Source organism: Acinetobacter pecorum, assembly GCF_014837015.1.
GTDB lineage: Bacteria > Pseudomonadota > Gammaproteobacteria > Pseudomonadales > Moraxellaceae > Acinetobacter > Acinetobacter pecorum.
Genome location: NZ_JACSPT010000013.1, coordinates 22091 through 45665, shown reverse-complemented (window position 1 = coordinate 45665; position 23575 = coordinate 22091). Strand labels below are relative to the sequence as shown.

General features: G+C 43.6%; 17 protein-coding genes and 2 tRNA genes. 8 read left to right on the top strand and 11 right to left on the bottom strand.

What is annotated here, in order from left to right:
* Positions 1-200 precede the first annotated feature (200 nt).
* Entirely contained in the window at positions 201-731 is a 531-nt protein-coding gene (locus H9629_RS10620; protein ID WP_191731066.1) for a hypothetical protein, read from the top strand.
* A gap of 76 nt (positions 732-807) precedes the next feature.
* On the opposite strand, the gene H9629_RS10615 is transcribed toward H9629_RS10620, so the two are convergent.
* A complete protein-coding gene (locus H9629_RS10615) occupies positions 808-2688 on the bottom strand; it encodes a potassium transporter Kup (RefSeq protein WP_064095020.1) in 1881 nt (626 codons plus the stop codon).
* 121 nt (positions 2689-2809) lie between these two features.
* On the opposite strand from H9629_RS10615, the gene H9629_RS10610 reads away from it, so the two are divergent.
* The 3 genes from H9629_RS10610 (at position 2810) to H9629_RS10600 (ending at position 3866) form a co-directional block, all read left to right on the top strand.
* Positions 2810-2900 (top strand) — tRNA-Ser (locus H9629_RS10610).
* Between the two features lie 458 nt (positions 2901-3358).
* Complete coding sequence (locus H9629_RS10605; RefSeq protein ID WP_004729215.1) at positions 3359-3586, top strand: hypothetical protein; 228 nt, start codon at positions 3359-3361, stop codon at positions 3584-3586.
* A gap of 204 nt (positions 3587-3790) precedes the next feature.
* Positions 3791-3866: transfer RNA gene (locus H9629_RS10600), tRNA-Thr, on the top strand.
* An 80-nt stretch (positions 3867-3946) separates the two neighbouring features.
* Here the strand turns inward: H9629_RS10600 and H9629_RS10595 are convergent.
* The 6 genes from H9629_RS10595 to H9629_RS10570 all read right to left on the bottom strand — a co-directional run bounded on the left by H9629_RS10595 (position 3947) and on the right by H9629_RS10570 (position 10823).
* Positions 3947-4798 (bottom strand): SAM-dependent methyltransferase, encoded by an 852-nt coding sequence (locus tag H9629_RS10595; protein WP_191731065.1) that lies wholly within the window; start codon positions 4796-4798, stop codon positions 3947-3949.
* Between the two features lie 3 nt (positions 4799-4801).
* Positions 4802-6109, bottom strand: a complete 1308-nt coding sequence (locus H9629_RS10590) for an FAD-dependent oxidoreductase (protein ID WP_191731064.1) — start codon at positions 6107-6109, stop codon at positions 4802-4804.
* 588 nt (positions 6110-6697) lie between these two features.
* On the bottom strand, positions 6698-7261 hold the full coding sequence (ahpC, locus tag H9629_RS10585) for an alkyl hydroperoxide reductase subunit C (protein WP_191731063.1): 564 nt from the start codon (positions 7259-7261) through the stop codon (positions 6698-6700).
* Between the two features lie 316 nt (positions 7262-7577).
* Positions 7578-8165 (bottom strand): single-stranded DNA-binding protein, encoded by a 588-nt coding sequence (gene ssb, locus H9629_RS10580; RefSeq protein WP_064095024.1) that lies wholly within the window; start codon positions 8163-8165, stop codon positions 7578-7580.
* 51 nt (positions 8166-8216) lie between these two features.
* Positions 8217-9581 carry an MFS transporter gene (locus H9629_RS10575; RefSeq protein ID WP_064095025.1) on the bottom strand — a complete coding sequence of 455 codons (1365 nt, stop codon included), beginning with the start codon at positions 9579-9581 and terminating at the stop codon, positions 8217-8219.
* 153 nt (positions 9582-9734) lie between these two features.
* Positions 9735-10823 carry a DUF475 domain-containing protein gene (locus H9629_RS10570; RefSeq protein ID WP_064095026.1) on the bottom strand — a complete coding sequence of 363 codons (1089 nt, stop codon included), beginning with the start codon at positions 10821-10823 and terminating at the stop codon, positions 9735-9737.
* Between the two features lie 222 nt (positions 10824-11045).
* On the opposite strand from H9629_RS10570, the gene tenA reads away from it, so the two are divergent.
* Positions 11046-11714, top strand: coding sequence for a thiaminase II (gene tenA / locus H9629_RS10565; RefSeq protein ID WP_191731062.1), 669 nt, complete (start codon positions 11046-11048; stop codon positions 11712-11714).
* Between the two features lie 335 nt (positions 11715-12049).
* Positions 12050-14881, top strand: a complete 2832-nt coding sequence (uvrA, locus tag H9629_RS10560) for an excinuclease ABC subunit UvrA (RefSeq protein ID WP_064102625.1) — start codon at positions 12050-12052, stop codon at positions 14879-14881.
* A 152-nt stretch (positions 14882-15033) separates the two neighbouring features.
* On the opposite strand, the gene H9629_RS10555 is transcribed toward uvrA, so the two are convergent.
* Both H9629_RS10555 and H9629_RS10550 read right to left on the bottom strand, forming a co-directional pair.
* Entirely contained in the window at positions 15034-15501 is a 468-nt protein-coding gene (locus H9629_RS10555) for an HIT family protein (protein WP_064095029.1), read from the bottom strand.
* A 128-nt stretch (positions 15502-15629) separates the two neighbouring features.
* Positions 15630-17336 (bottom strand): GGDEF domain-containing protein, encoded by a 1707-nt coding sequence (locus H9629_RS10550; RefSeq protein ID WP_064102624.1) that lies wholly within the window; start codon positions 17334-17336, stop codon positions 15630-15632.
* A gap of 1122 nt (positions 17337-18458) precedes the next feature.
* Between H9629_RS10550 and omp33-36 (H9629_RS10545) the strand changes: the two genes are divergently transcribed.
* Together omp33-36 (H9629_RS10545) and omp33-36 (H9629_RS10540) are read left to right on the top strand one after the other, a co-directional pair.
* A complete protein-coding gene (gene omp33-36, locus H9629_RS10545; RefSeq protein ID WP_064102623.1) occupies positions 18459-19355 on the top strand; it encodes a porin Omp33-36 in 897 nt (298 codons plus the stop codon).
* 141 nt (positions 19356-19496) lie between these two features.
* Positions 19497-20438 (top strand): porin Omp33-36, encoded by a 942-nt coding sequence (omp33-36, locus tag H9629_RS10540; protein WP_064102622.1) that lies wholly within the window; start codon positions 19497-19499, stop codon positions 20436-20438.
* Positions 20439-20505: 67 nt separating this feature from the next.
* On the opposite strand, the gene H9629_RS10535 is transcribed toward omp33-36 (H9629_RS10540), so the two are convergent.
* Positions 20506-22470, bottom strand: a complete 1965-nt coding sequence (locus tag H9629_RS10535) for a BCCT family transporter (RefSeq protein WP_064095033.1) — start codon at positions 22468-22470, stop codon at positions 20506-20508.
* 171 nt (positions 22471-22641) lie between these two features.
* Positions 22642-23358, bottom strand: a complete 717-nt coding sequence (locus H9629_RS10530) for an ion channel (protein ID WP_064095034.1) — start codon at positions 23356-23358, stop codon at positions 22642-22644.
* Between the last annotated feature and the right edge of the window lie 217 nt (positions 23359-23575).

Sequence of the window (23575 nt, the reverse complement as noted above, 5' to 3'; positions counted from 1 at the left end):
TATATCTTGGCTCCACTATTCGTTTACTAAATAAACAATAACTGTGTATAAACCGCATTCGTTGTAACAAACTGTCTGGTTTTTATTTCTTTTTAAATGAATTTTCACGGTGTTTACGTAGCTTTGTTTGGCCTCATAGACTGAGTATGTAAAGCTAAGCGCCTATCCAATTCGTACAATTATTAGTAATGGTGTTAATTATGAATTCCAAATTCTCTAAAATATTAAGTTTAGGATTATTTACAAGTGTGATGAGCGTAGGGGCATTTGCCGAACCCACCATTCAACCGGGTGAAACACTTGAAAGCCTCTCTAAAGCTAAAATCAGTACTAAAGTGAATGGCCAGGAAGGCTCTTTAGAAAGTTTGGTAAATTCGGGCCAGATCCGCCTAGTTGACCCGCGTACAGTGGCACCACAGCCCGCAATGCCAAATACACCCGCCCCAATGTCTAATGATCCAGCAATGACTCAGGCACCAAATTCAGGTACTGTTCCTCAACCAGCTATGGTAGAACCTGGCATGAATGAGGCAGGTGTAGAGGCAAACATGTCTATTGCTGCGCCTCAACCACAACCAGCACAGGAAGAACAGCAAGCCGCTGTGATTGAAGCAGAGGTAAGCAATGAACAGGCTGAAGTTGCGGTGCAATCGGATGCAGAGCCAGTACAGATGGAAGAACCTTTGAATGCGGCACCTGAAATGCCAGCTGCGGTAGAGCTTGAGCAATAAACCAAACTCGCCGGTTTATTGTTTTCTGTATAAAAAAACCAGAGTATGACTCTGGTTTTTTTATTTTTCATCTTACTTAGATCTGGATCTGGGTGCCCAGCTCGACTACACGGTTGGTTGGAATCTGATAAAAATCGCTGACCGGACTGGTATTACGCTGCATGGAAATAAACAGCTTTTCCCGCCAGGGTGCCATGCCCTCACCCACAGTATGCATAATCCGTTCACGTGAAATAAAGAAACTGATCTGCATTAGGTCATATTCAAAATTCCATTGCTCATAGGCCTGTTGTAACGCATCCGGAATATTCGGCTGATCCTTAAAACCGTAATAGATAAATACCCGGTAAAAGTGTTCACTCAGTTTTTCTACCTCAATCCGATCTTGTCTGTCGACAAAAGGAATGTCGCGGGTAATTACCGTGAGCATGATATTTCTTTCATGTAAGACTTTGTTATGCTTAATATTATGTAGCATGGCATGTGGCACAATATTGGGTGTACCCGTCAGGAAAACAGCATCCCCTGGTACAAACTTGGTGCCGTCCCCCATCGAGATGCTTTTAATAAATAAGTCTATCGGTAAAGCATCCTGCTCAAGCCGTGTCAGCACCAAAGCACGCCCGTCTTTCCAGGTCATGAGAATTGTAAACAGTACTGCACCAATCAGAATTGGTACCCAACCTCCTGAAGCGATTTTTAAGGAAGTTGAAGCAACAAAGATCAAATCCAGTGCCAAAAATGGCACAGCAAATAAAGCCACTTTCCATACCGGCCAACGCCAGAAGCCATACGCCAGAATTGAGATCAGAATTGTGCCGCAGAGCATGGTCATGGTCACTGCAACACCATAGGCACTGGCCAGACTGGCACTATTTTCAAACAGTAAAATCAGGATCAGGACCGAGATAAACAGCATCCAGTTAATGAAAGGCAGATAAATCTGACCGCGCTCCACTGCCGAAGTATGCTTGACTGACAGGCGCGGCAAATAACGCAACTGAATGGCCTGATTGACCATAGAAAACACCCCGGTAATAACCGCCTGTGAAGCAATTACCGCTGCTGCCGTTGCCAGTCCAATCATCGGGAACAAGGCCCACTCAGGTAACAGCATATAAAAAGGGTTCTCTAGTGCTTCAGGATTACGCAGCAACAATGCTCCTTGCCCGGCATAATTCAGCAATAGACACGGCAAGACAATAATGAACCAGGCCAGACGAATCGGCAGACGGCCAAAATGCCCCATATCGGCATAAATTGCTTCACCGCCGGTCATGGTCAGGATCACCGCCCCCATGGTCAGAAAAGCCACATAAGGCTGATCAACCACAAAGTGATAGGCCCAGTAAGGGTTTACCATCCAGAGTACAAATGGGGTCTGGATAATGCTCCATAAACCAAAGCCACCAATGGACAGAAACCAGAGCAGGGTTAAAGGCCCGAAGAACTTGCCCATCGTCGCCGTACCATGTCGCTGAATTATAAACAGTCCAGCCAGAATTCCGATCGATAACGGCACCAGCCATTGATTGAAAATGGGTGTCGCAATACTCAGGCCTTCGATGGCTGAGAGCACAGAGATTGCCGGAGTAATAATTCCGTCACCAAAAAATAGTGATGCCCCGATAAAGCCCAAGGCGATCAGGAAAATTTTCTTTTGATCGGAAATGCGTGTGGTACGCAGGTTCAATGCCAGCAGTGACATGATCCCGCCTTCACCATTGTTGTCAGCACGCATGATGATGGTGACGTATTTAAAACTGATGGTCAGCATCATGCACCAGAAAATCAGGGACAGGATGCCGAGTACTGAAGCTTCGCTAATGGCGAGATGTGCAGTGAGGAAGCATTGGCGCAGTGCATACAGCGGACTGGTCCCAATATCTCCAAAAACTACTCCAAGCGCAGCCAGCGTAATGACCGGAAGAGCTGCCTTTTGTGCAGTGCTTTGCATAAATTGTCTTCGTTTTTAACAAGCATTTTTGCGAATCATAGCACTACGTTAAAAGTTTTTCTTCAAATCAATTGTTTCAGCTTGGCATAGCTGGTTTTTTTCGCTATTATCCTCGGCCTATGGTGAGGTGTCCGAGTGGCTGAAGGAGCACGCCTGGAAAGTGTGTAAACGTTTATAGCGTTTCGAGGGTTCGAATCCCTCTCTCACCGCCAAAATTTTAAAAAACCGAATCTTATGATTCGGTTTTTTTATATTCAATTTTTATATTATCCTTATATTAATCAAAAATTTATCTTCTCTTGCATCACATATGGCTATAACTCATCTTAGCCAGCTTATTGAAATAAAAAATATTTTTTCTCCTAAAAGCCTACAGTAAATCAGCATTTAAAATGAAATGATGGTCTTGGAATCTTCATCCCCCTCCGCTACAAAATATAATGAACCGTACAGTTTCTATACCTTATCCATTTCAGCCTGTTATTTATGTATTCAGGCAAATAACTGGCACAGAAATAGCTTAATTTCATTGTCATCAAAGCTATGTTATGTTGCTGGTAAATCATCTAAAAGGAGAATAAAAACCACAGGATAGAAAGAAATCAATAAGTGAACCGAGCCATTCAAAGTTAAAGTTAAAAATAGATACACTGCTATTCGGAGAGTGAACATGAATAACAGCGCAAACTATGCAAAACAGATTAAAAATGCAAAACGTGGCGGTTATACCCCAACCCTTGCCAAGGACATCAATAAACATAAAATTCAAAAAGCCTTAAGACTCATCGAACAGTGGAGAAGCCTCGCTCAAGAACTCAAACCTCAAATGCAGTTTGATATGGCCTTTACTTTAGAGGAATGTGCACAAGAATTAGATCGTATCCTGAAAAACAGATAACCCTTTTAACGAACTCATATCCATAGCAAATCCTATAATTTCACCCTCGCCCATATTTTGATGTATGGGCAATTTCCTTACGAATAGCCAAACACAGAACTTTTCAATCATCAGATTGAAATAAGCAAATTCTGCCGAAACTGATTAAACGGTTATTTTTTGGCTTGCGTGGCTATCAAAAATCTGTAAAATGCACTCCACCATGCCGGCATAGCTCAGTTGGTAGAGCAACTGACTTGTAATCAGTAGGTCCACAGTTCGAATCCGTGTGCCGGCACCATATCTTAGCCTCGCTTTTTAGTGAGGCTTTGATGTTTCTGGACCTGGGGTTTTTATAAGTAAGTGGGGGTCTGCAGCGCTTTATTCATTCTTCGATTGTGCCGTCACTTGCACATATCTAACGATCCCTTCCTGATATAATTTCTGGCACAGTTTTGCTGTCATCTGAATCTTAAATTGATCCAGTTTCGAGCCTTGAGCCTGAGCATCTGATGACTTTGAATTCAAAGTCTGTTGCACATAATCAGCAAAGCCGGAAAATACCGGTTCGGACAGATCCTGAATCTCAATATTTTTAAATTTAAAACGATCCAGACAGGCATATAACGCACCTACTGTCATTAAATCTTTTAAATTCACATCGGCAGATTTCAATAAGAACTGATACTTACGTCGTTGTAATGCATTTAAAGTTTCCCAGCGCTCGGACAAAACCAGATGATGGAAACCAATCCGCGCATTTGAATTTAAAACACTGCGGACCTGCTCTAAGAATACAGGCACAGGACTGTGATAGGCTGCATCCAGGCATAACACCACATCAAAACGCTGGGAAAATGGCAATTCTTTTAAACGCAAAAATGACGCCTGATAAATGGCATTCAGTTCTGGTAAATATTGCTGAATATTGGCTACACAGGCAGCTTGCAGCTCAACCCCGGCCAGATATTGCACCTGATAGTGTTGTTGCCAGTACAGCAAACTGGCACCCTGACCGCAGCCTAAATCCAGCAGTTTATCTTTTGAATTTAAATTTACAGATTGTGCAAGGTGATCGGCGAGCATTCGACAGGCAGCCACATACTCCTGCTGACCTGCTTGCCAATACCCCAAATTGCTCCAAGCCAATTGGGCGTGATCGCCCAACGTAGCGGCATCAATCGCATACTTGTGCTGGGGAAGACGCTGACGAATTGCCTGAAGCCATTGCATGGATTAATAACCCAGTTGCGGTGCAACCTCGACCACAGGTTTTAAACCTTGAAATGGTAAAGGTGCACCAAAAATTTCCGCAATTTTCATCGCTGAGGTCACCGCCGATTCCAGAATCGGTAAACCATCACATGACCATGAGCCACAGAAGAAGACCTTACGATTGGCTTCTAGATGACGTTGCTGCAATTCTTTATTCAGTGCCACCGTATTAGCATCAACAACTGCACGCGTCAGCATTACCGATTTGATCACTTTCTTCGGATCAATGTCAGTCACTGGACGCCAGGTCTGAAATACGGCCGATTTGCCAACCAGAGAAGGCTCAATCGAGTTGAGCCACACGGTAAATTGCTGACGGGTAAATTTACGGTCCATCATATAACTGAGTACGGCCCAGTCTTTACGTTTTGGCGGCATCACACTGGCATCGGTATGAATCACCAGTTCGCCCTGTTCGAATTTGAATTTCTTCAATAACTCAATTTCACTGGCAAACTGTTCTGCATCCAGGAACTCCTCAATTTTGGTGGTCGGGGTCGCGACAATCACCCGGTCAAACAGTTTTGAATAACCGGCTGCATTTTCCACTCTGACCTGATCGCCTTGCTCTTGTACCAATGTGATCGCTGAACCGTCTTCAATCTGAATGCCTTCAATCAGCTTGTCGACCAGCGCCGGTGTACCGCCTTGCAGACGCAGTAACGCATCACCATCGGTTAATTGACGCAGGAAAATCAACAAGGGTTTAGCTGGCCATTCACCAATAGTTTTCGGATTACAAGTACAGATGGTATATAACACCGGCATCACCGCACCATACCAGAATACTTCTTCAATCTCGTTGCGGTTGATAAATTCTGCCAGGCTGATGTCCTGATTTTTTGATTTAAAGAATTTAGTCAATGCAACTTTTAACTGCAACAGGCCTTTGACCAAACGCCAGCCATACTGCTGCAAGCCTTTACGGTTGTTGATAATCGGGATATTGCCAATACGGCTGCGCGATGTGGTCAGCCAAGTTTCAGTTTTATCTTCAAATAACCAGCTGCAGGCCATATAAGTCCGCACCGGATAAGTTTTAATGCCTAGATGTGTGGCCAAGCTCAGGGTGTTTTTCCACAGATAGGGGTTCATCACACGTAAAGGTGCATCAATCAGCCCCCCTTCAAATTCAAGGCTATGACTGTCCATGCCGCGACCAGGAAGTGCTTCGAAAATCGTGATGTGATGCCCTGCATCTTGGAGCATTCTGGCTGTAGCCAGTCCGGCCATGCCACTACCTATTACTGCAATATCCAAACTGATCATCCGTCATTGAAAAACTACAGAAATTATGTACCATGCGCCAGTCAAACAGGTTATTAAAATCTTCCAGAATATATGTTTTTCGTAAAAGCTTTTGGATTGACGTGCTGCTGTTTTTTTATCTATTTCTTAGTATCAGTCCAGTTACATCAAATCTAGGATTTTACTCATATTTTTGCCTAATTGACTAAAAATACACTTTAAAAACAAATAATTTAGTTAACCATTTTTATAACCTTTGGTTGACAAATACTTTTAGAATACCTATGATTCGCAGCATAATAAAAGCTTAAACTTATCTGCTTAGACTCGGATGGGTTTATGCGAAAATTATTTAAAACGACAAGAAACTACAGCGCCTTTTAAATAAAAGCCTCTGCGAAAGCAGGGGCTTCTTTGTTTTCATACTTTATAAATCACGTAGCGTGGTACTGGACTCACCTGATTAACCGGAATAAGTAACTTGAAAGGCGGATAATAAAACTCTACCTTTCTTGATTTATCTTCAAATGAGGCGCAAATAGCTGAATTAAGAATTAAAAAATCCAGCAACTTGTGCTGGATCTTTTGCTGCAAAAAAGCAGGTATGAATTAGATTTTACCCACCAGGTCGATGGATGGTGCAAGTGTTGCTTCACCTTCTTTCCATTTTGCCGGACAAACTTCACCTGGGTGTTCATAGACATATTGTGCTGCTTTCACTTTACGCAGAAGTTCTTGTGCATCACGGCCGATACCACCCGCGTTGATTTCAACAATCTGGATTTTACCTTTTGGATCAATCACGAAAGTACCACGATCTGCCAGACCTTCAGCCTCAATCAATACTTCAAAGTTTTTAGACAATGTCCACGTCGGATCCCCGATCATTGGATATTGAATCTTTTGGATTTCCTCTGAGGTATCGTGCCAAGCTTTATGAGTAAAATGGGTATCGGTAGAAACAGAATAAATTTCTACGCCCATTTTCTGGAATTCGGCATATTGATCAGCTAAATCTGCAAGTTCTGTTGGACAAACAAAGGTAAAATCTGCAGGATAGAAAAACACCACTGACCATTTACCTTTCAGGTCCTGCTCAGAAACTTCGATGAACTGACCATTGTGATAAGCAGTTGTATTGAACGGTTTGATTTCAGTATTGATTAAACTCATGAGATGTTTCCTCTCGCTTATTTCTGGGATTGCTTATGTTGTGAAGCTAGAATACGAAAAATCTTCAAATAGGTAAAACCGTAAGTTTTTATAAAAATGATCGCTTTTTTAGATCATAAATTTCTATCGGTATTGCTTATCTCATTTATTTTCTCGATGCAGAGTTGTTCTGATCAAAAGCAACGTCATGCTTTAAGACTTCTTAATATTTTAATAAATCAGGGCTTTATTCAAACTTAATACAAATCTTTAAGATATAAAAAACCCACCATATTCAGGTGGGTTTTAATGACGATTTACCTTTTTGAGTTAGACATCAAAATGGTAGGTCATCATCTAGATCTGCTGCAGGCGCTGCTGTTGGAGCAGGTGCAGATTTCGGCGCAAAACCACTCGGATTATTGTTGCCATAGCCACCGCCTTGATTATTGTTGTTAAAGCCACCTTGCTGTGGCGCTGAACCATAACCGGATTGCGGGTTATTGCCATAACCACCCTGGTTGTTGTTGGCCTGATTATTATTAAAACGTGGCTGATTAAAGCTGCTCTCACCCTGATCGTTTTGAGGGCGGCTAGAGTCTAGCATCTGCATTTGTTCACCACGGATTTCCGTCGTATAGCGTTCCTGACCATTCTGGTCAGTCCACTGACGGGTACGTAATGAACCTTCAATATACACTTTTGAGCCTTTGCGAAGATATTGCTGTGCAATTTCACCTAAACGGTTATGCAGCACGATACGGTGCCATTCCGTTTGTTCTTTGCGCTCACCCGTACTTTTATCTGTCCACGAATCGCTGGTTGCAATCGAAAATTGAGTGAGAGAACCACCATTTGCAAAAGTTTTGGTTTCCGGATCTTTACCCAAAGTACCCACTAAAATAACTTTATTTACACCACGCATCTGCCGTCTACTTCCTATATATTTCTGTATTTTACTTTATAAGAGTTATGATTAAATGGCTACCTCTTTACCTAACAAGTGCGTTAATTGTTGTCGCGAAGCATCATCTATTTGCTGTTTATCGACTTTTACATAGGCAACTTGCTGTTCAGACATCACCACGACCTCTTCAATACCACGAATCGCCAAAAGCTGAGAAGTCCATTCGTCAGTTTGTCTGCTTTCCGGCAATCGCAGTACCAATGAGGACAGATAACGCGGCTGAGCCAGACCAAAACTCATCAGCAGCCAGATTATCGCGATCCCTGTCAGGATACTCCAGCCCATTGAGGTATTATTGAGCAGCAGCAATTGTCCGCCAATCATACCGCCAAAGAACGCCCCTAAAAACTGGCTGCTGGCATTCACGCCCATTGCCGTCGCTTTGGACTGGATCGGTGCCGCTTTCGATAACCAGGATGGTAACAGGGCTTCCATCACATTAAAGGCGATGAAGAACAGGCCCAGACCGGTCAGCAAGACATATTTGGATTCAAAACCAAATGCCATCACCATTAAACCCAGAATAATGCCAGTAATGGCGACCAGAAAAATCGCGCGCATTTTATGGTATTTTTCTGCCAGGATAATACTTGGAAAAGCAAAAAACAGACTGAGCACCAATAGCGGTAAATACACCCAGCCATGACTGGCTAGTGGCAAATCTGCAAATTCGATCAGCTGCGAAGGCACATAGATAAACATGGCGGTAAGCAATAAATGCAGGGTAAAGACCGATACATGCAGCCGGTTCAGATCACCGATTTTGAGTACCTGTTTCAGCTGTGCCAGATAGCCCTGCTGAAAGTTTTGATGATGGCGCGTGACTTTCGGCACCATCAACAGCATGGCAATCGCCGCCAGGCCCATCACCGTAGTCACCCAGAATAATCCCGAGATACCGACCAGACCTGTGAGCCAAGGCCCCAGACTAAAGGCCACCACAAAAGACAGACCGATACTCATCCCCATGATTGCCATGGCTTTCATACGGTTTTCTTCACGGGTCACATCTGCCAGCAATGCCATCACCACAGCAGATACTGCCCCGCCTCCAGCAATCGCACGGCCGATAATGACACCATAAATGGTGTCCGACATGGCGGCAATTGCCCCACCTAATGCAAATAAAAGCAGCCCTAAAACCACCAGCGGCTTACGGCTATAACGGTCCGCAATCAGGCTGAATGGAATCTGTAACAGTGCCTGGGTCAGACCATAGACCCCGACCGCCAAACCGATCAGTGCAGGTGTCGCATATTGATATGCCTGCCCTGCCACCGAAAATACCGGGATAATCATAAACAACCCCAGCATGCGCAGTGCAAAAATACTGCTCAGGGCAAAGGTTGAACGACGTTCTAAAGCATTCATCATAAATTATGGCGATTGGGTTAATTAATCTGGAGCCCAGATTATAGGACATTCAGCTCATTAATAAGACAAGAATTTTAGTTGAAATAAAGATGATGCCGATCTAAAAATAAAAAAGCGCGGCCGGAGCCACGCTTTTCAGTCAAGAGCAACATTTTATTTGTCTAAAGCTGCCTGACGTTTTTTATACTGGATCGAGGCAATCACAGCCCAGACAATAAAGGCCACACCGATCAGACCGGTCACGACTTCTGGCACATGCACGCCAGTCCCGCTGGCGATCATGATAAAGGCCAAGGCACCAATCGCATAATGTGCGCCATGTTCCAGATAGATATAAGCATCCAGTGTACCTTTTTCGACCAGATAAATGGTCATGGAACGCACGAAGATCGCACCAATCGCCAGACCCAGCATGATAATCACCACATCCGAGGTAATCGCAAAGGCGCCAATCACGCCATCAAAACTGAAGGAAGCATCCAGAACTTCGAGGTAGAGAAAGCCACCGATACCGGCTTTTACCACGCCAGTAGGCACGCCATTTTCGTCATGACGAACTGCATTGCCATTTTCATCGACTTCCGGCTCACCACCCAATAGATGGCTCAGGACCTGTACCCCGATGTAGATCACAATACCCCAGATCCCCGCCATCGTCACGACCAGACGCTTGGCCTCTACCACATTGGCCGCCATAATCAGCAGCGCCACCAGGGCGATAAAGACCGACATTGCAGGAACACTGGCTATATTGGATAGACGGCGTTCTACACTTCTGAACCAGTGCGTGTCTTTTTCTTCGTCCAGGAAGAAGTTCAGGAACACCATCAACAGGAAGGCACCACCAAAGGCTGCAATCTCAGGATGATGTGCCATTAAACGCGCCGAATATTCTTTTGGATCATTCAGGGCCAGCTGGACTACTTCCATAAAGCCCATGTCTGCGGTTACCGCGACGATGGCCACCGGGAAGATTAGACGCATCCCGAAAACGGCAATTAAAATTCCGACCGTCAGGAAGAGCATTTTCCAGAAATGATCCCAGCCGCGAAGGACAGATGCATTGACAACCGCGTTATCAAAAGATAACGACACTTCCATAATCGCCAGAATAGCGGTGATGGTCAGTGCTGTGAACATGGTTTGCAGGCCCGCTTCCGGACCGTGGGTATAACCCCAATAAGCAGACAAACCAAGACACACAATCGAAAATGCAATTGAGAAACCAAAATGTTTCAACATACATATCGACCTTAGATAAATTTCATTGAATGTATTTCTTTAATTACAGGGAAATACTAAAACCAGAAGTTGTCTCAATTATGAAACTTTTGTCATCTAAACCAAAGCACTTCCTGAGCCATATTTGAGTATTTTCTGCTTTTCCAGGTTGTTGATCTTTTAAACAGGGCGTTCTTTGCTATAGTGCTGCATGCTTAGACTTCAACTGCTCAGGATTTTAGTATGAGTTTCTCTCAAGATGTATGGCAACGTAATCTCGAACTTTATCAGAAGACATTAGCATTGCCTTTTAACCAGCAGCTGGCACAGGGCACCTTAAGCCGTGACGCCTTTAGCCATTATGTGATTCAGGATGCGCATTATCTGCTGGCCTATGGTCGTGCGCTGGTAGTCTGTGCAGCCAAAGCTTTTGAGGCAGATGACGTTATCCAGTTTAGTGAAGCAGCTAAAATTGCAATTGTGGTAGAACGCAGCCTGCATGATGGCTTTATGCAGGATTTTGGTATTAGCAAGGCGCAATTTGAGCAGACACCGTTGACGCTGGCATGCCATCATTATACTTCTTATTTGCAGGCGACGGCTTGGGCCGAAAGTTATCCGGTGGTATTGGCTTCGTTGCTGCCGTGTTTCTGGATTTATGCAGAAGTCGGCAAGGATATTGTCGACAATGCTGCAGCAAATAATCCTTATCAGGCCTGGATTGATACCTATGCCGGGGAAGATTTCCATACCGCCGTGCGTAATGTGATTGCAACCGTGGATCGGGTGGCAGCGCGTGTCGATGCCGATACACTAGAAAAAATGCATACAGCTTATACCCATGCAGCGCGCCTGGAATGGCTATTCTGGGACAGTGCTTATGAACAACGCCAGTGGCCTGGTCTGGATTAATTTAAGCTGAATTTAGCCCTGTTCAATACAGGGCTTTTTTTCTAAAAAATTTTAAATAATGCAAAATAGTTTTAATATTCATCTTGATTGATACTCTGCACTTCCATGCACTCAACCTTTTGCAGAAGTCGAATCCATATTTAGACGTCTTGATAAAAAGGTTGGCCAGAATTTCAATGGAAAAATACATCATCCGTTTCTAAATAGTTGCTTTTATACTGATCTTTTGACCAATCACCGACATAACTTGACGTTTAAAATACTTTTATTTGCACTTGAACATTTTTCATCCGGTATCATATAAGAGTTTTTGATGAATATTCTAGGATTCTTGCATGAGCCAAAGCCACATCCGTATTCGAGGCGCACGTACCCATAACCTGAAAAATGTGAACCTTGATATACCACGCGACAAGTTTGTGGTGATTACGGGACTGTCTGGTTCAGGTAAGTCCTCATTGGCCTTCGATACCTTATATGCCGAAGGTCAGCGCCGTTATGTCGAATCGCTTTCAGCCTATGCCCGCCAGTTCCTCTCCCAGATGGAAAAACCGGAAGTCGATTCGATCGAAGGCTTAAGCCCAGCTATTGCTATTGAACAGAAGTCTACTAGCCATAACCCGCGTTCGACTGTAGGCACTATTACCGAAATTTATGACTATTTACGTCTACTCTATGCACGGGTCGGAACGCCTTATTGTCCGGAACATGACCTGCCAATGGTGGCACAAACAGTCACTGAAATGGTCGATGCAGTCAAAGCACTGGAAGAAGGCACTGCTCTGTTATTGTTAGCACCGGTCGTGCGCGAACGTAAGGGCGAATATACAGCGCTGTTTGAACAGCTACAAAGTCAGGGTTTTGTCCGCGCCCGTGTGGATGGCGAGATCATGGAAATTGATCCACCACCTGAGCTGGATAAAAAGAAAAAACATACCATTGAAGTGGTGGTCGACCGCTTTAAAGTACGTGATGATCTGGGTAACCGTATTGCCGAAAGTTTTGAAACCGCGCTACGTCTCGGTGGCGATATCGCGATTTTATCTTGGATGAAAGGCGAACATAACGATCGCGTGTTTTCAGCCAAGCATTCCTGCCCGCAATGTGACCGTGCTGTGGCTGAACTGGAACCACGCCTGTTTTCATTCAACAATCCCTTTGGTGCCTGTCCGGTCTGTGACGGTCTGGGGACCCGCAGCCATTTCAGTGCCGACAAACTGATTCCCAACCCTGAGATTAGCGTCAGTCAGGGAGCCATTCGTGGTTGGGACCGTCAGCGTCCATATTATTACAGCATGATCCAGAAAGTCGCCGAGCATTTCGGTTTTTCTCTAGAAACGCCGTGGAATGAACTGGATGCCGATACCAAGAAAAAATTTCTGTACGGCACCGGCAAAGAAAAAATTGATTTGAGTTATATCGATGAACGTGGCCGTCGCCATAATCGGGTCATTCCCTTTGAAGGAATTTTGCCGCATCTGGAACGCCGTTATCGTGAAACCGAAAGTAATTATGTGCGTGATGATCTGGCACAGTATCTGTCCAATGCCGCCTGCGATGCCTGTGATGGTTCACGCCTGAATGAAATTTCACGCAATGTGAAAATTCTGGACAAGACCATTGCCGACATTACCCGCATGTCGATTGGCGATGCTGAAAGCTATTATCAAGGCATTCATCTGGAAGGTGCACGGGGTGAAATTGCCGACAAGATTTTCAAGGAAATCCGTGAACGTCTGCACTTTCTGGTTTCGGTCGGCCTGAACTATCTCAGCCTGTCGCGTTCTGCCGAAACGTTATCTGGTGGTGAAGCACAGCGTATCCGTCTGGCCTCACAGATCGGTGCCGGTTTGATGGGCGTCATGTATGTGCTGGATGAGCCATCAATTGGTTTGCATCAGCGTGATAACGACCGTCTGTTACAGACCCTGATCCGTCTGCGTGATCTGGGCAATACCGTCTTGGTAGTCGAGCATGATGAAGATGCGATTCGTGCCGCCGATCATATTATTGATATCGGTCCGGGTGCCGGTGTGCATGGCGGGCATGTAATTGCCGAAGGAACGTATGATGAAATTCTGGCTAATCCTGACTCGCTGACCGGAAAATATTTATCTGGCAAGTTAAAAATTGAAGTCCCGAAAAAACGGATTCAACCGCCTAAGCCTGAGGAACAAATCAAGCTGATGGGAGCATCCGGGCATAACCTGAAAAAAGTCGATCTGACCATTCCTTTAGGTATTATGACCTGTGTTACCGGGGTGTCTGGTTCAGGTAAATCTACCCTGATCAACCGTACCTTGTTACCTTTGGCGGCGACCCAGCTCAATGGTGCCACCACTTTAACTTCGGAAAAGTTTGAATCGATTGATGGTTTGCAGTTCCTCGACAAAGTTGTGGATATTGACCAGAGTCCGATTGGACGTACCCCGCGTTCCAATCCGGCAACCTATACCGGTCTATTTACCCCGATTCGTGAACTGTTTTCACAGACGCAAGAAGCCAAGGCACGCGGTTATGCTGCCGGTCGTTTCTCGTTTAACGTGAAAGGTGGTCGCTGTGAAGCCTGTGAAGGTGACGGCATGATCAAGGTGGCGATGCACTTCCTGCCGGATATGTATGTGCCATGTGATGCTTGTCATGGCAAACGCTATAACCGTGAAACGCTGGAAGTGAACTATAAGGGCAAGAACATTTCCGATGTACTGGAAATGACCGTTGAAGATGCCATGCATTTCTTCGATGCCATTCCAGTGATTCACCGTCGTCTGGAAACGCTGAATCAGGTGGGCTTAGGTTATATCCGTCTGGGTCAGTCTGCTACCACCCTTTCCGGTGGTGAAGCACAGCGGGTCAAACTGGCACGCGAGCTGGCCAAACGTGATACTGGTAAAACCCTGTATATTCTGGATGAACCGACCACAGGTCTGCATTTTCATGATATTGCCAAACTGTTGGATATCCTGCATCAGCTTCGTGACAAGGGCAATACCATTGTAGTGATTGAGCATAATCTGGACGTGATTAAAACTGCTGACTGGGTGGTGGACTTAGGCCCTGAAGGCGGTTCGGGTGGCGGTATGATTGTCGCGGAAGGAACGCCTGAAGAAGTAGTGAAAGTCAAAGCTTCACATACAGGTAAATTCTTGAAGCCGTTGTTGAAGTGATTTATTTTTTAAATCCTCCCCAACCCTCCTTTGAAAAAGGAGGGATTTTTCTTCTTTATCTGACGTCATATAGGACTTAGGGCTAGGGAGATTTTTTATTCAGGTAATAAGTATGCTAAAACGGTGATTCGTTCACCGTTTTTTATCTTTCACTAGACTATTGAACGAATTGCTTTAGCCAATTGCGCCAGTTCTTGATCATCTGCTCTTTGCGCATCATGCGATGAAATATATCCTTCATAGGCATCGAAATATTTATCGATTGACGAATTCACAGGTTGCCAATTCTTATGCAGGCCTTGAGTCTGATGCATCGGAAATAACTTGGCATGCACATGATCAACACCAAAACCTTCAAATACCATGCCGGTTCGACCCACATCTTCAAAATAATGATCCAGCCTTAATGCCACCTGTTTGGTGTAGAGAACCAGATTTGCCAGAACCTGATTGCTCAGTTCAAATGCATAACTAGAATAATGCTGTTTTGGAATAACAACTGTTACGCCCAGGGTATTTGGATAAATACTGAGGAAAGCCAAAAAATCCTCATTTTCATCGATCAGATGACAAGGTAATTCACCTTTCACAATCTGACAGAAGATACAATTTTCACTCATTTTAAACCTTTCTGAATTTTATAATTTTCAATCATTTAAATGGACGATACTTATTCTATTTTTATCATTACCAAATCTAAGGATGATTGCTTTCAAAACATTAATTTTAAATATTCTATTCAGTGTATTTAAACCTCAGCCACCGCATTGCGTCCTTTGGCCTTTGCCGCAAACAAAGCATCATCTGCATTTGACAATAAAGCTATCCAAGAGCCAGCACCAATCGCTACGCCAATACTGACCGAAACCTTAATCTCATCTCCTGTTGCAGTCACAATATGACGCTCAGCCACTTCAGCACGGATTTTATCAGCCACAATCAGTGCCTGCTGCATCTGGATATTTTCAATCAGTACCAGAAACTCATCACCCCCATAACGCACTAGCAAATCTGTAGCACGGACATTGGCTTTTAAACGCTCGGCCACCAGCTGAATGACCTGATCACCAATAATATGTCCATATTGATCATTTACCTGTTTAAAATGATCAATATCAATAATCATCAGACAGGTTTGGCTCAATTGACCCGGCTGATTTTCCAGAAAGCGGATATATTCTTCCAGGGCAAAACGGTTGGATAATCCGGTCAAAGAATCGGAGTGGGCAATATTCTTTAAACGAAATTCCAGGGCATCGCGTTCCTGCAACATCTGCTGCAATTTCTGAATGGCTGCAAATAGAGAATCCGAATGGCTCGTGTCACGCAGCGGCATATCAATTTTTTGACGACCCGAATTTTTAGATAAATTCAACAGCAGGCGACGCGCCTGAATCAGCGGCAGAAAAACCTGTTTGCGTGCAAAGACCATGGTAGAAATAGCGGTCAGCAATGAAATCAACGACAACAATATGCTCCAGGTCAAACGCTGCATATTGCTGTTCATTTCCCGGATCGCTGCATCTCGGCTGTATTGCAGCAGGTAATTTTGCAGATCCACCACGGTCGCAAATTTGTCTACGATCGCTTCAGTCAGCTGGGTTCCGCTTAAATGGTAATCACGTTGCTCCAGACTATCATCGATCAGCTCGCTGACGATCGGTAAACCTTGCTGAATAAACTCGGTTTCTACCCGCCGATGCAAACGGATGAATTCCTCGGTCTTATCTTGAGCAGGTTGAAGGGTATCAATTAATGACCACAGATAACGCACCTGATGCTGGGTCTGTAAAGAGCGGGTAATATTTTCTGTCGGGAGCGGGGTGTCAAATGTCACATGCGCCATGACAGACGAGGCAACCCGCCCCGCCTGATCGCGCAAATCAGATAAAAATAGAATCTGGCTAATATAGTTCTTTAGATGAGTTGATGAGCTATCTGAAGTCATTGCCACACCCCGCAAAAGTTCGCGGCAACTTTCCCAGGCAGCGAACATCGCCAGAATTGCCTGATCCATTTCCTGTGCATTACGTTGCTGACGTGGCATCCGGGTATAAGCATCAACCTGTGCACGTCCTTTTTTCAGACTGATTTCAAGCTGTGAAAGTTGCTGATTCAGATCGTTAAAACCGACTTTTGCCAATACTTCAGTCGTCAGGGACAATTGCTGGTCTACCTGCTGCCGATAGCGGATTAACTCTTGCTGATGCTTGGCAAATTCTTGCACCGAACTGGACATGGCTTTATTGGCAGGTGCGCGCTCACGCGAAATTTTATTTGCCAGATCAGCGACCTGTTGCAAGGCATTAAGTTGTTGATAAGTTTGTCTGGATTTTAAATAGCTTTGACTGCTACTGACGATCAAGGGAATACAGATGCAGAGTAAGCACAAAATAATAATCGACATCGACCCGTATAAACGTTTACTGATCCACTCAGAGCGTAATGTATTCATGCTGTTGTATTACGCCCCAATATTACAAACAAATCTAAATAGAATGTTTATTATACAAATAAAAACAGATTTTCTTAAAGTCTTTAGTCTTAGTTAGCTTATGTTTTTCATAATTTTTTTAATCTAAACTTCTTAAAATCTGTACTATTGCTCCTTTCAGACGATACAGCAGAGTTTTATATCTATAGCCCAACATAAACGCATATCAAAATAAGAAGATATTTATAGTTAAAAAAATATAAAAACTTGCTTTCTGCACTATTTACACATGCAACAAAGAGGTGCATAATGCACCGCATTAGGGCGAGTTAAATTATTCCTCAGCAGATATTTTAGTTTACCCGCAAATTTTGGCGAAAAAACCCCAGTTTTCTATGAAAATTGGGGTTTTTTTTAACTATTAAGTTTTTTCATTCTATTTTTACTTTTCAAATTGCACCATTTTAGTGCCATCCAATTCTTAATATATCTGCTTTTGTCTTGAGTGTTTTAACTCAGGAATCGAGGATCGTTAAAATTAAAAATTCGGGGCAAAAAAAAGCCCAACCTTGGGGAAAGCTGGGCCGATAAAACAAAAAATTGTGGAGAATCAGGCTAAATCACCCTGAAAGTGTGAACTCTAACTTGATTTTTATATTATGTAAAATTCTCTTAAAAAAGTAAAGCCGATTGCTTCGCTCAAGATTATAAAACATTCTTATTTGGCTTAAAAAATAGGCATCCACCATGCCATCCGACCTATTTAGGCTAAAAAATAATCAACCCAATCAAAGATTTGATGAGCTGAATAGTTTAAGTTTGTTGACATATTTATGGAAAATTCCACCTCCCATTAATTGATTTTACCAATCTAAATTTTAAATTTAATTGAATTAAGAAATAAAAATATCAACATAATTTCTCCTTAATTTTAGAACTTGATTTTAATTTTAAAGTTTACCTTTTGTTATAAAAGAATTTTTTCTACAAAGAGGAGATTCATCAAAAACATGAAATTTACACAAAAATAATACAATTATTTAGCTTAAAAAAATAGCTATCGCAGACCAGATTGACTTAATAAATTGTTACAATACAATATGTTTCAAGCTGTACACATCTTGTAACAAAACGGTAAATATCATGAAAAAACTCGGTTTAGCCACTGCTTTATTATTAGCCATGACCGGTGCTCAAGCATATCAATTCGAAGTTCAAGGTCAGTCAGAGTTCATCGACAATACTGTAAATGACAAAGATTTCACTGGTGCTGTTCAAGGTACTTACTACTTTAAAAATGTTGATGCGACTAAAGGTCCTTTAGCTGAAGCTGCTTTCCTTAATCAGGCATCAAACGTTTCTGCTGCTTATACATATGGCGAATACGATGTAGACGCTGATGCCAAAGACCAGACTTCTCATACTTTTGGTGTGAAAGGTGAAGCTTACATCCCGACTCAAGTTGTTCCTGCTTATGCAAGTGCATCTTATAGCCATACCATTACTGATGGTAAAGGTGGTCAAGCGGATGACAATGGCGACCGTTATGCATTAGAAGTAGGTGTATTACCGATTCCTAATTTCTTGGTTGCTGTTGGTTATACCAGCGTCGCAGACCAAACGTCTTATGACGCGTTCAACATGTTTAATAACGGTGTTATTAAAGCAGGCTTAGAGTCTCAAACAATCAATGGAGACCAAGATGCAATCACTGCCCGTACTAAATACGTAGGCGCGATTGACGGAACCAACATGTCAGTTGGTTTTGAAAGCGGTCTGGTTTATGGCGAAGACACTGCCTACAACTTAGGTACAACTCTTTTCCTTAACCCGCAGTTAAGCGTAGGTGCTTCTTATATGGAATCTAGCTTTACGGGTTCTCCAGACAAAGCATGGGGCGCGAACGTTAACTACTTCATCACCCCTGCTGTTGCAGTTGGCGCATCTTATGTAAATGCTAACTATGAAGCGAATCTTGCAAAAACTGCTCAAGTTCGTGATACACAGACGATCGGTGTAAATGCGAAATTCCGTTTCTAATTTCTGATTAGATGCTGAAAATAAAAAAGGACGCGATATGCGTCCTTTTTTGTTAGCAATTTACTACTGATTAAAGGTTGACCTTTTGACTTTTATTCATGAAAATTCAAATGTTTTTTCATTAACTTAATTGGAATGCGTATGAAAAAGGTTTATTTAGCATCAGCATTATTACTTGCTGTGACAGGTGCCCAAGCCTACCAAGCTGAAGTACAAGGTACTGTAGGCTATTACGATGCCGAACTTAACGATGGTAACTATAACGTTGGGGTACAAGGGACTTATTATTTTAAAGATGTCGACGCTTCTAAAGGGCCATTAGCTGAAGCTGCTTTCCTGAATCAAGCAAGCAGCATTTCTGCTGGCTACAATTTTGGCCAGCTGACTGCCGATATTAACCGCACAGTTAATGTGAATGGTAATCCAGTTACGATAAATGAAGAGTTTGATGCAGAACAACACACTTATGGCATTAAGGGTGAAGCCTATATTCCTACAAGTGTTGTGCCAGTATATGCAAGCGCATCTTATAACCACTCTAAAACTGACGCTAAAAATGATTTCACTGCTTTAATTCAAAATGATGATTCTGGCGATCGTTATGCACTAGAGCTGGGTGCCATGGTTTTACCAAACTTCCTGATGGCGGTAGGTTATACCAATATTGCTGCTACAGAATCCTTAGATACTTTCAACATTTTAAATAATGGTCTGATGAGTGCAACTATGGAATCGCGCGCGATCCGTGAAAAGAAAGATGCAGTCACCGCACGAACTAAATATGTAGGTCCAATCGATGGTACTGACATGGCTATCGGTTTTGAAGCTGGTTTAGTTTCTGGCGAAGATACGATGTATCAACTGAAAACAGATCTTTATGTAACGCCTAAACTGGGTCTAGGTGTTTCTTATACAGATGGCAGCTACAAGAGCTCTACCGTGCCGACCTCTGCAGTTGGCGTGAATGCAAGTTACTTTGTGACTCCAGCAGTATCACTTGGCGCAAGCTACGTTTATGCTGATGGTGAATACGGTGCGAATGATGCACACCTAGGTGCGCTTAATGCGAAATTCCGTTTCTAATTTCTGATTAGATACTGAAGTAAAAAAGGACGCAATATGCGTCCTTTTTATTGTTTTATGAAGCTGTTTACTCAGGTGTGCGCACCAGACTTAAAAAATGCAGATGACGTTCATACTGATCAATGATGTCCTGAAGCAGATCTTCTTGTGTCCATTCCATCACATCATAGCCCTGCCCGCCTTCTCTTAAAAAGACTTCTGCCTGATAAGACTGGGGAGAGTCAGCATCCGGCATAAAACTTGGTACTACAGTCTGCGTAGCAATGACCTGATAGATAAAGTTCATTTCATCCTGATGATCGACCCGCAACTCAAGACCGTCCTCCAGTTGAGCAATTTTTACCTGTATCTGCCGCCGTTTCAGTTCAGCCTGAAAACTGCTAAATGCTTTGCTGACCGTGGTCTCAATATAATCACGTACTTCACCCTGGCTATGCGCATAATGCATGATTAGACCTAAGCGCTGTTGCCAGCTACGCGGATTCTGGATGGCACGCGGGGTGATCCGTGCTGCTTGCAGTGCATGCATTTTGGTGACATCCAGATGCAAAGCTTTGATTAAACCCCAGCACATCAGCAGCATAATGAAGGTAAATGGCAAGGCACTCATGATCGTGGCCGATTGCAGTGCCTCTAAGCCGCCTGCCAGTAAAAGGATGATCGCCAGTAAAGCCATGAGTACGGTCCAGAACAGACGCTGCCAGGTCGGTGAATTTTCACTTTTTGCTGTCAGATAATCAGTCACCAATGCTCCTGAATCGGCAGAAGTCACAAAGAATAGCATCACCAGCACCGTCGCAATGATACTGGTCACTGAACTGAAAGGCAGATGACTGAGAAACTCAAACAGGGCAACTGAAGAATCACGCTGAACTGCTTCTAGCAAGCTGGTATTGGCTTCATGCATAATGCTGTACAGTGCGGCATTGCCCATAAAACCCATCCAGATCAGGGTAAATCCAGTGGGAATCAGCAGTACGCCAACGATAAACTCACGAATACTTCGTCCTTCTGAAACCCGGGCGATAAACATGCCGACAAATGGCGACCAAGAAATCCACCAGGCCCAGTACATGATGGTCCAGCCCCCAATCCAGCCACTTGGCTGATAGGCATACAGGTTAAAAGTCATACTGAACAGATTTGAAACATACTGTCCGGCATTCTGAATAGTGGTCTGCAACAGGTAAATACTTGGACCTGCCACAAAGACAAAGATCAGCAACAGTAGTGCAAGCACTAAATTTAGTTCAGATAAGCGTTTAATTCCTTTATCTAATCCAAAAAACACAGAAGTCGCTGCCATGGCACTCACCACAATGATCAGGATCACCTGAGTGCTAGGTGCCTGTTCAATACCAAACAGGTAATTCAAACCTGAATTGATCTGAGTAACCCCGAAACCCAGTGTTGTGGCGACACCAAATACCGTACCAATGGTGGCAAACGTATCGACCCCATCTCCAAGCGGACCATAGATTTTTTGACCAATCAGCGGATATAGGGCCGAACGGATTTTTAAGGGTAATTGATGCCGGTAAGCGAAATAAGCCAGCGACAGGCCAACAAGCGTATAAATTGCCCAGGCATGCAGACCCCAGTGGAAAAAAGTAACCCGCATAGATTGCTGTGCAGCCAGCACCGTTTCAGGCGTTCCGGCCGGCGGCGTGACATAGTGCATCACCGGTTCAGCTACGCCAAAGAACATCAGGCCAATCCCCATCCCTGCGGTGAATAACATCGCAAACCAGGAGGTATTTTTATATTTAGGCTGACTATGGTCAGGTCCCAGCTTGATTTTACCCATGTCTGACAGGGCAATATAAATGAGCAGGATCAGAAATATCGCCACAGACAAGACATAGAACCAGCTAAAGGACGTAGTAATCCACTGGTTCAGTTGCTGGGTGAGAAGTGAAAAAGCATCGGGCGCAAATATGACCAGCGCTAGAAATATCGCAATAATACTTACAGTACTGATAAAAACATTTGGATTGATATTGGCAAACCAGGATGGTTTCGCAGAAGGCATACATCCTCCATTTTTAAAATTGGATCGACAAACAGCGTCAAATAATTATTAAGAAAGTTAAAATACGGGAACAGATTCAGTCTATGAGAGCAAGATCTGCTGTTATTTTAGGAGGTTAGAAAAAATAAAGCCGTTAAGTTCCTGTAACAAATAAAATAAAAAATATAAGGTTTAGTGTTCAGATGGGTGCTCTCTGTCTTTGACGTTATTTTTATGCGGCAGGCGCGAGATATATTGCAAGGCAATTAAGCGTGACACAATCAGCGCCAGATACATCACCCCGACAAACATCTGGACAATGGCCAGCATCCGGGCGACCGGACTGACCGGCATCATATCGGACAGTCCTGTTGCAGACTGTACACTGAAACTGAGAAAAAGCAGGTCCAGCCAAGGCTGATAGGCGTGCAGGTCAGGATCCGAAAAACTGTAGGGCACCAGAAGCTGGCAAATACTGTAAAGGAAGGCAAAGCCCCAGGCCAGCAAGGTAAATACTGCACCAGCAGCAAAGAGTTCATCTTTGGTCAGATAGCGATCATGAAACATATAACGCAGCAGGCCATAGGCTGCACTGAAATAAGCCCCGGCTTCAAACAGGTTGGCGGTAACATGGATCCAGGTATAACGCAGCCCCAGTACAATCAGGGAGGAAAATAAAATCGCGCCGGCGACAAAGCTGAGTCCAAGAATAGTAAACATCGGGGTCTGGCGAATGACCCGAGCAATCACCAGTAATACCAGCACACCAAGCACCCAGGTTCCCGCCCGGTAAGACACACTTTCATAACTTAAAACGGACAAGATCAGGATCAGCAATTGCAGACATAACAGCCATGCAGAAGGCAGCTGTGTAAAGCTGTTCCAGAACTGCTGTAAAGTTTGCTTCATAATGACCTTCTAGTTGCTATTGTCATGCAGGGAACGCATTGTTGTTATAAGCAGCGTTAACATAGCATGTTCAAAACAGCTTGCAGATATGCGATTTGTATGAAAATTACTGAAATAGCACACTATAGAAATCTGGCTCATCCATTCCAATACGGGACTTCTTTTAACAAGAAATATAATCATGCCCCCATAAAAAAAGCCCCTCACGGGACTTTTT

What these genes read in the sequence shown, in the direction of transcription:
- omp33-36 (WP_064102623.1), top strand. Translation starts at nt 18,459, where the DNA reads ATGAAAAAACTCGGTTTAGCCACTGCTTTATTATTAGCCATGACCGGT.
- H9629_RS10605 (WP_004729215.1), top strand. Translation starts at nt 3,359, where the DNA reads ATGAATAACAGCGCAAACTATGCAAAACAGATTAAAAATGCAAAACGT.
- H9629_RS10570 (WP_064095026.1), bottom strand. Translation starts at nt 10,823, where the DNA reads ATGTTGAAACATTTTGGTTTCTCAATTGCATTTTCGATTGTGTGTCTT.
- ahpC (WP_191731063.1), bottom strand. Translation starts at nt 7,261, where the DNA reads ATGAGTTTAATCAATACTGAAATCAAACCGTTCAATACAACTGCTTAT.
- ssb (WP_064095024.1), bottom strand. Translation starts at nt 8,165, where the DNA reads ATGCGTGGTGTAAATAAAGTTATTTTAGTGGGTACTTTGGGTAAAGAT.
- H9629_RS10590 (WP_191731064.1), bottom strand. Translation starts at nt 6,109, where the DNA reads ATGATCAGTTTGGATATTGCAGTAATAGGTAGTGGCATGGCCGGACTG.
- uvrA (WP_064102625.1), top strand. Translation starts at nt 12,050, where the DNA reads ATGAGCCAAAGCCACATCCGTATTCGAGGCGCACGTACCCATAACCTG.
- tenA (WP_191731062.1), top strand. Translation starts at nt 11,046, where the DNA reads ATGAGTTTCTCTCAAGATGTATGGCAACGTAATCTCGAACTTTATCAG.
- H9629_RS10620 (WP_191731066.1), top strand. Translation starts at nt 201, where the DNA reads ATGAATTCCAAATTCTCTAAAATATTAAGTTTAGGATTATTTACAAGT.
- H9629_RS10595 (WP_191731065.1), bottom strand. Translation starts at nt 4,798, where the DNA reads ATGCAATGGCTTCAGGCAATTCGTCAGCGTCTTCCCCAGCACAAGTAT.
- H9629_RS10555 (WP_064095029.1), bottom strand. Translation starts at nt 15,501, where the DNA reads ATGAGTGAAAATTGTATCTTCTGTCAGATTGTGAAAGGTGAATTACCT.
- H9629_RS10615 (WP_064095020.1), bottom strand. Translation starts at nt 2,688, where the DNA reads ATGCAAAGCACTGCACAAAAGGCAGCTCTTCCGGTCATTACGCTGGCT.
- omp33-36 (WP_064102622.1), top strand. Translation starts at nt 19,497, where the DNA reads ATGAAAAAGGTTTATTTAGCATCAGCATTATTACTTGCTGTGACAGGT.
- H9629_RS10550 (WP_064102624.1), bottom strand. Translation starts at nt 17,336, where the DNA reads ATGAATACATTACGCTCTGAGTGGATCAGTAAACGTTTATACGGGTCG.
- H9629_RS10535 (WP_064095033.1), bottom strand. Translation starts at nt 22,470, where the DNA reads ATGCCTTCTGCGAAACCATCCTGGTTTGCCAATATCAATCCAAATGTT.
- H9629_RS10530 (WP_064095034.1), bottom strand. Translation starts at nt 23,358, where the DNA reads ATGAAGCAAACTTTACAGCAGTTCTGGAACAGCTTTACACAGCTGCCT.
- H9629_RS10575 (WP_064095025.1), bottom strand. Translation starts at nt 9,581, where the DNA reads ATGATGAATGCTTTAGAACGTCGTTCAACCTTTGCCCTGAGCAGTATT.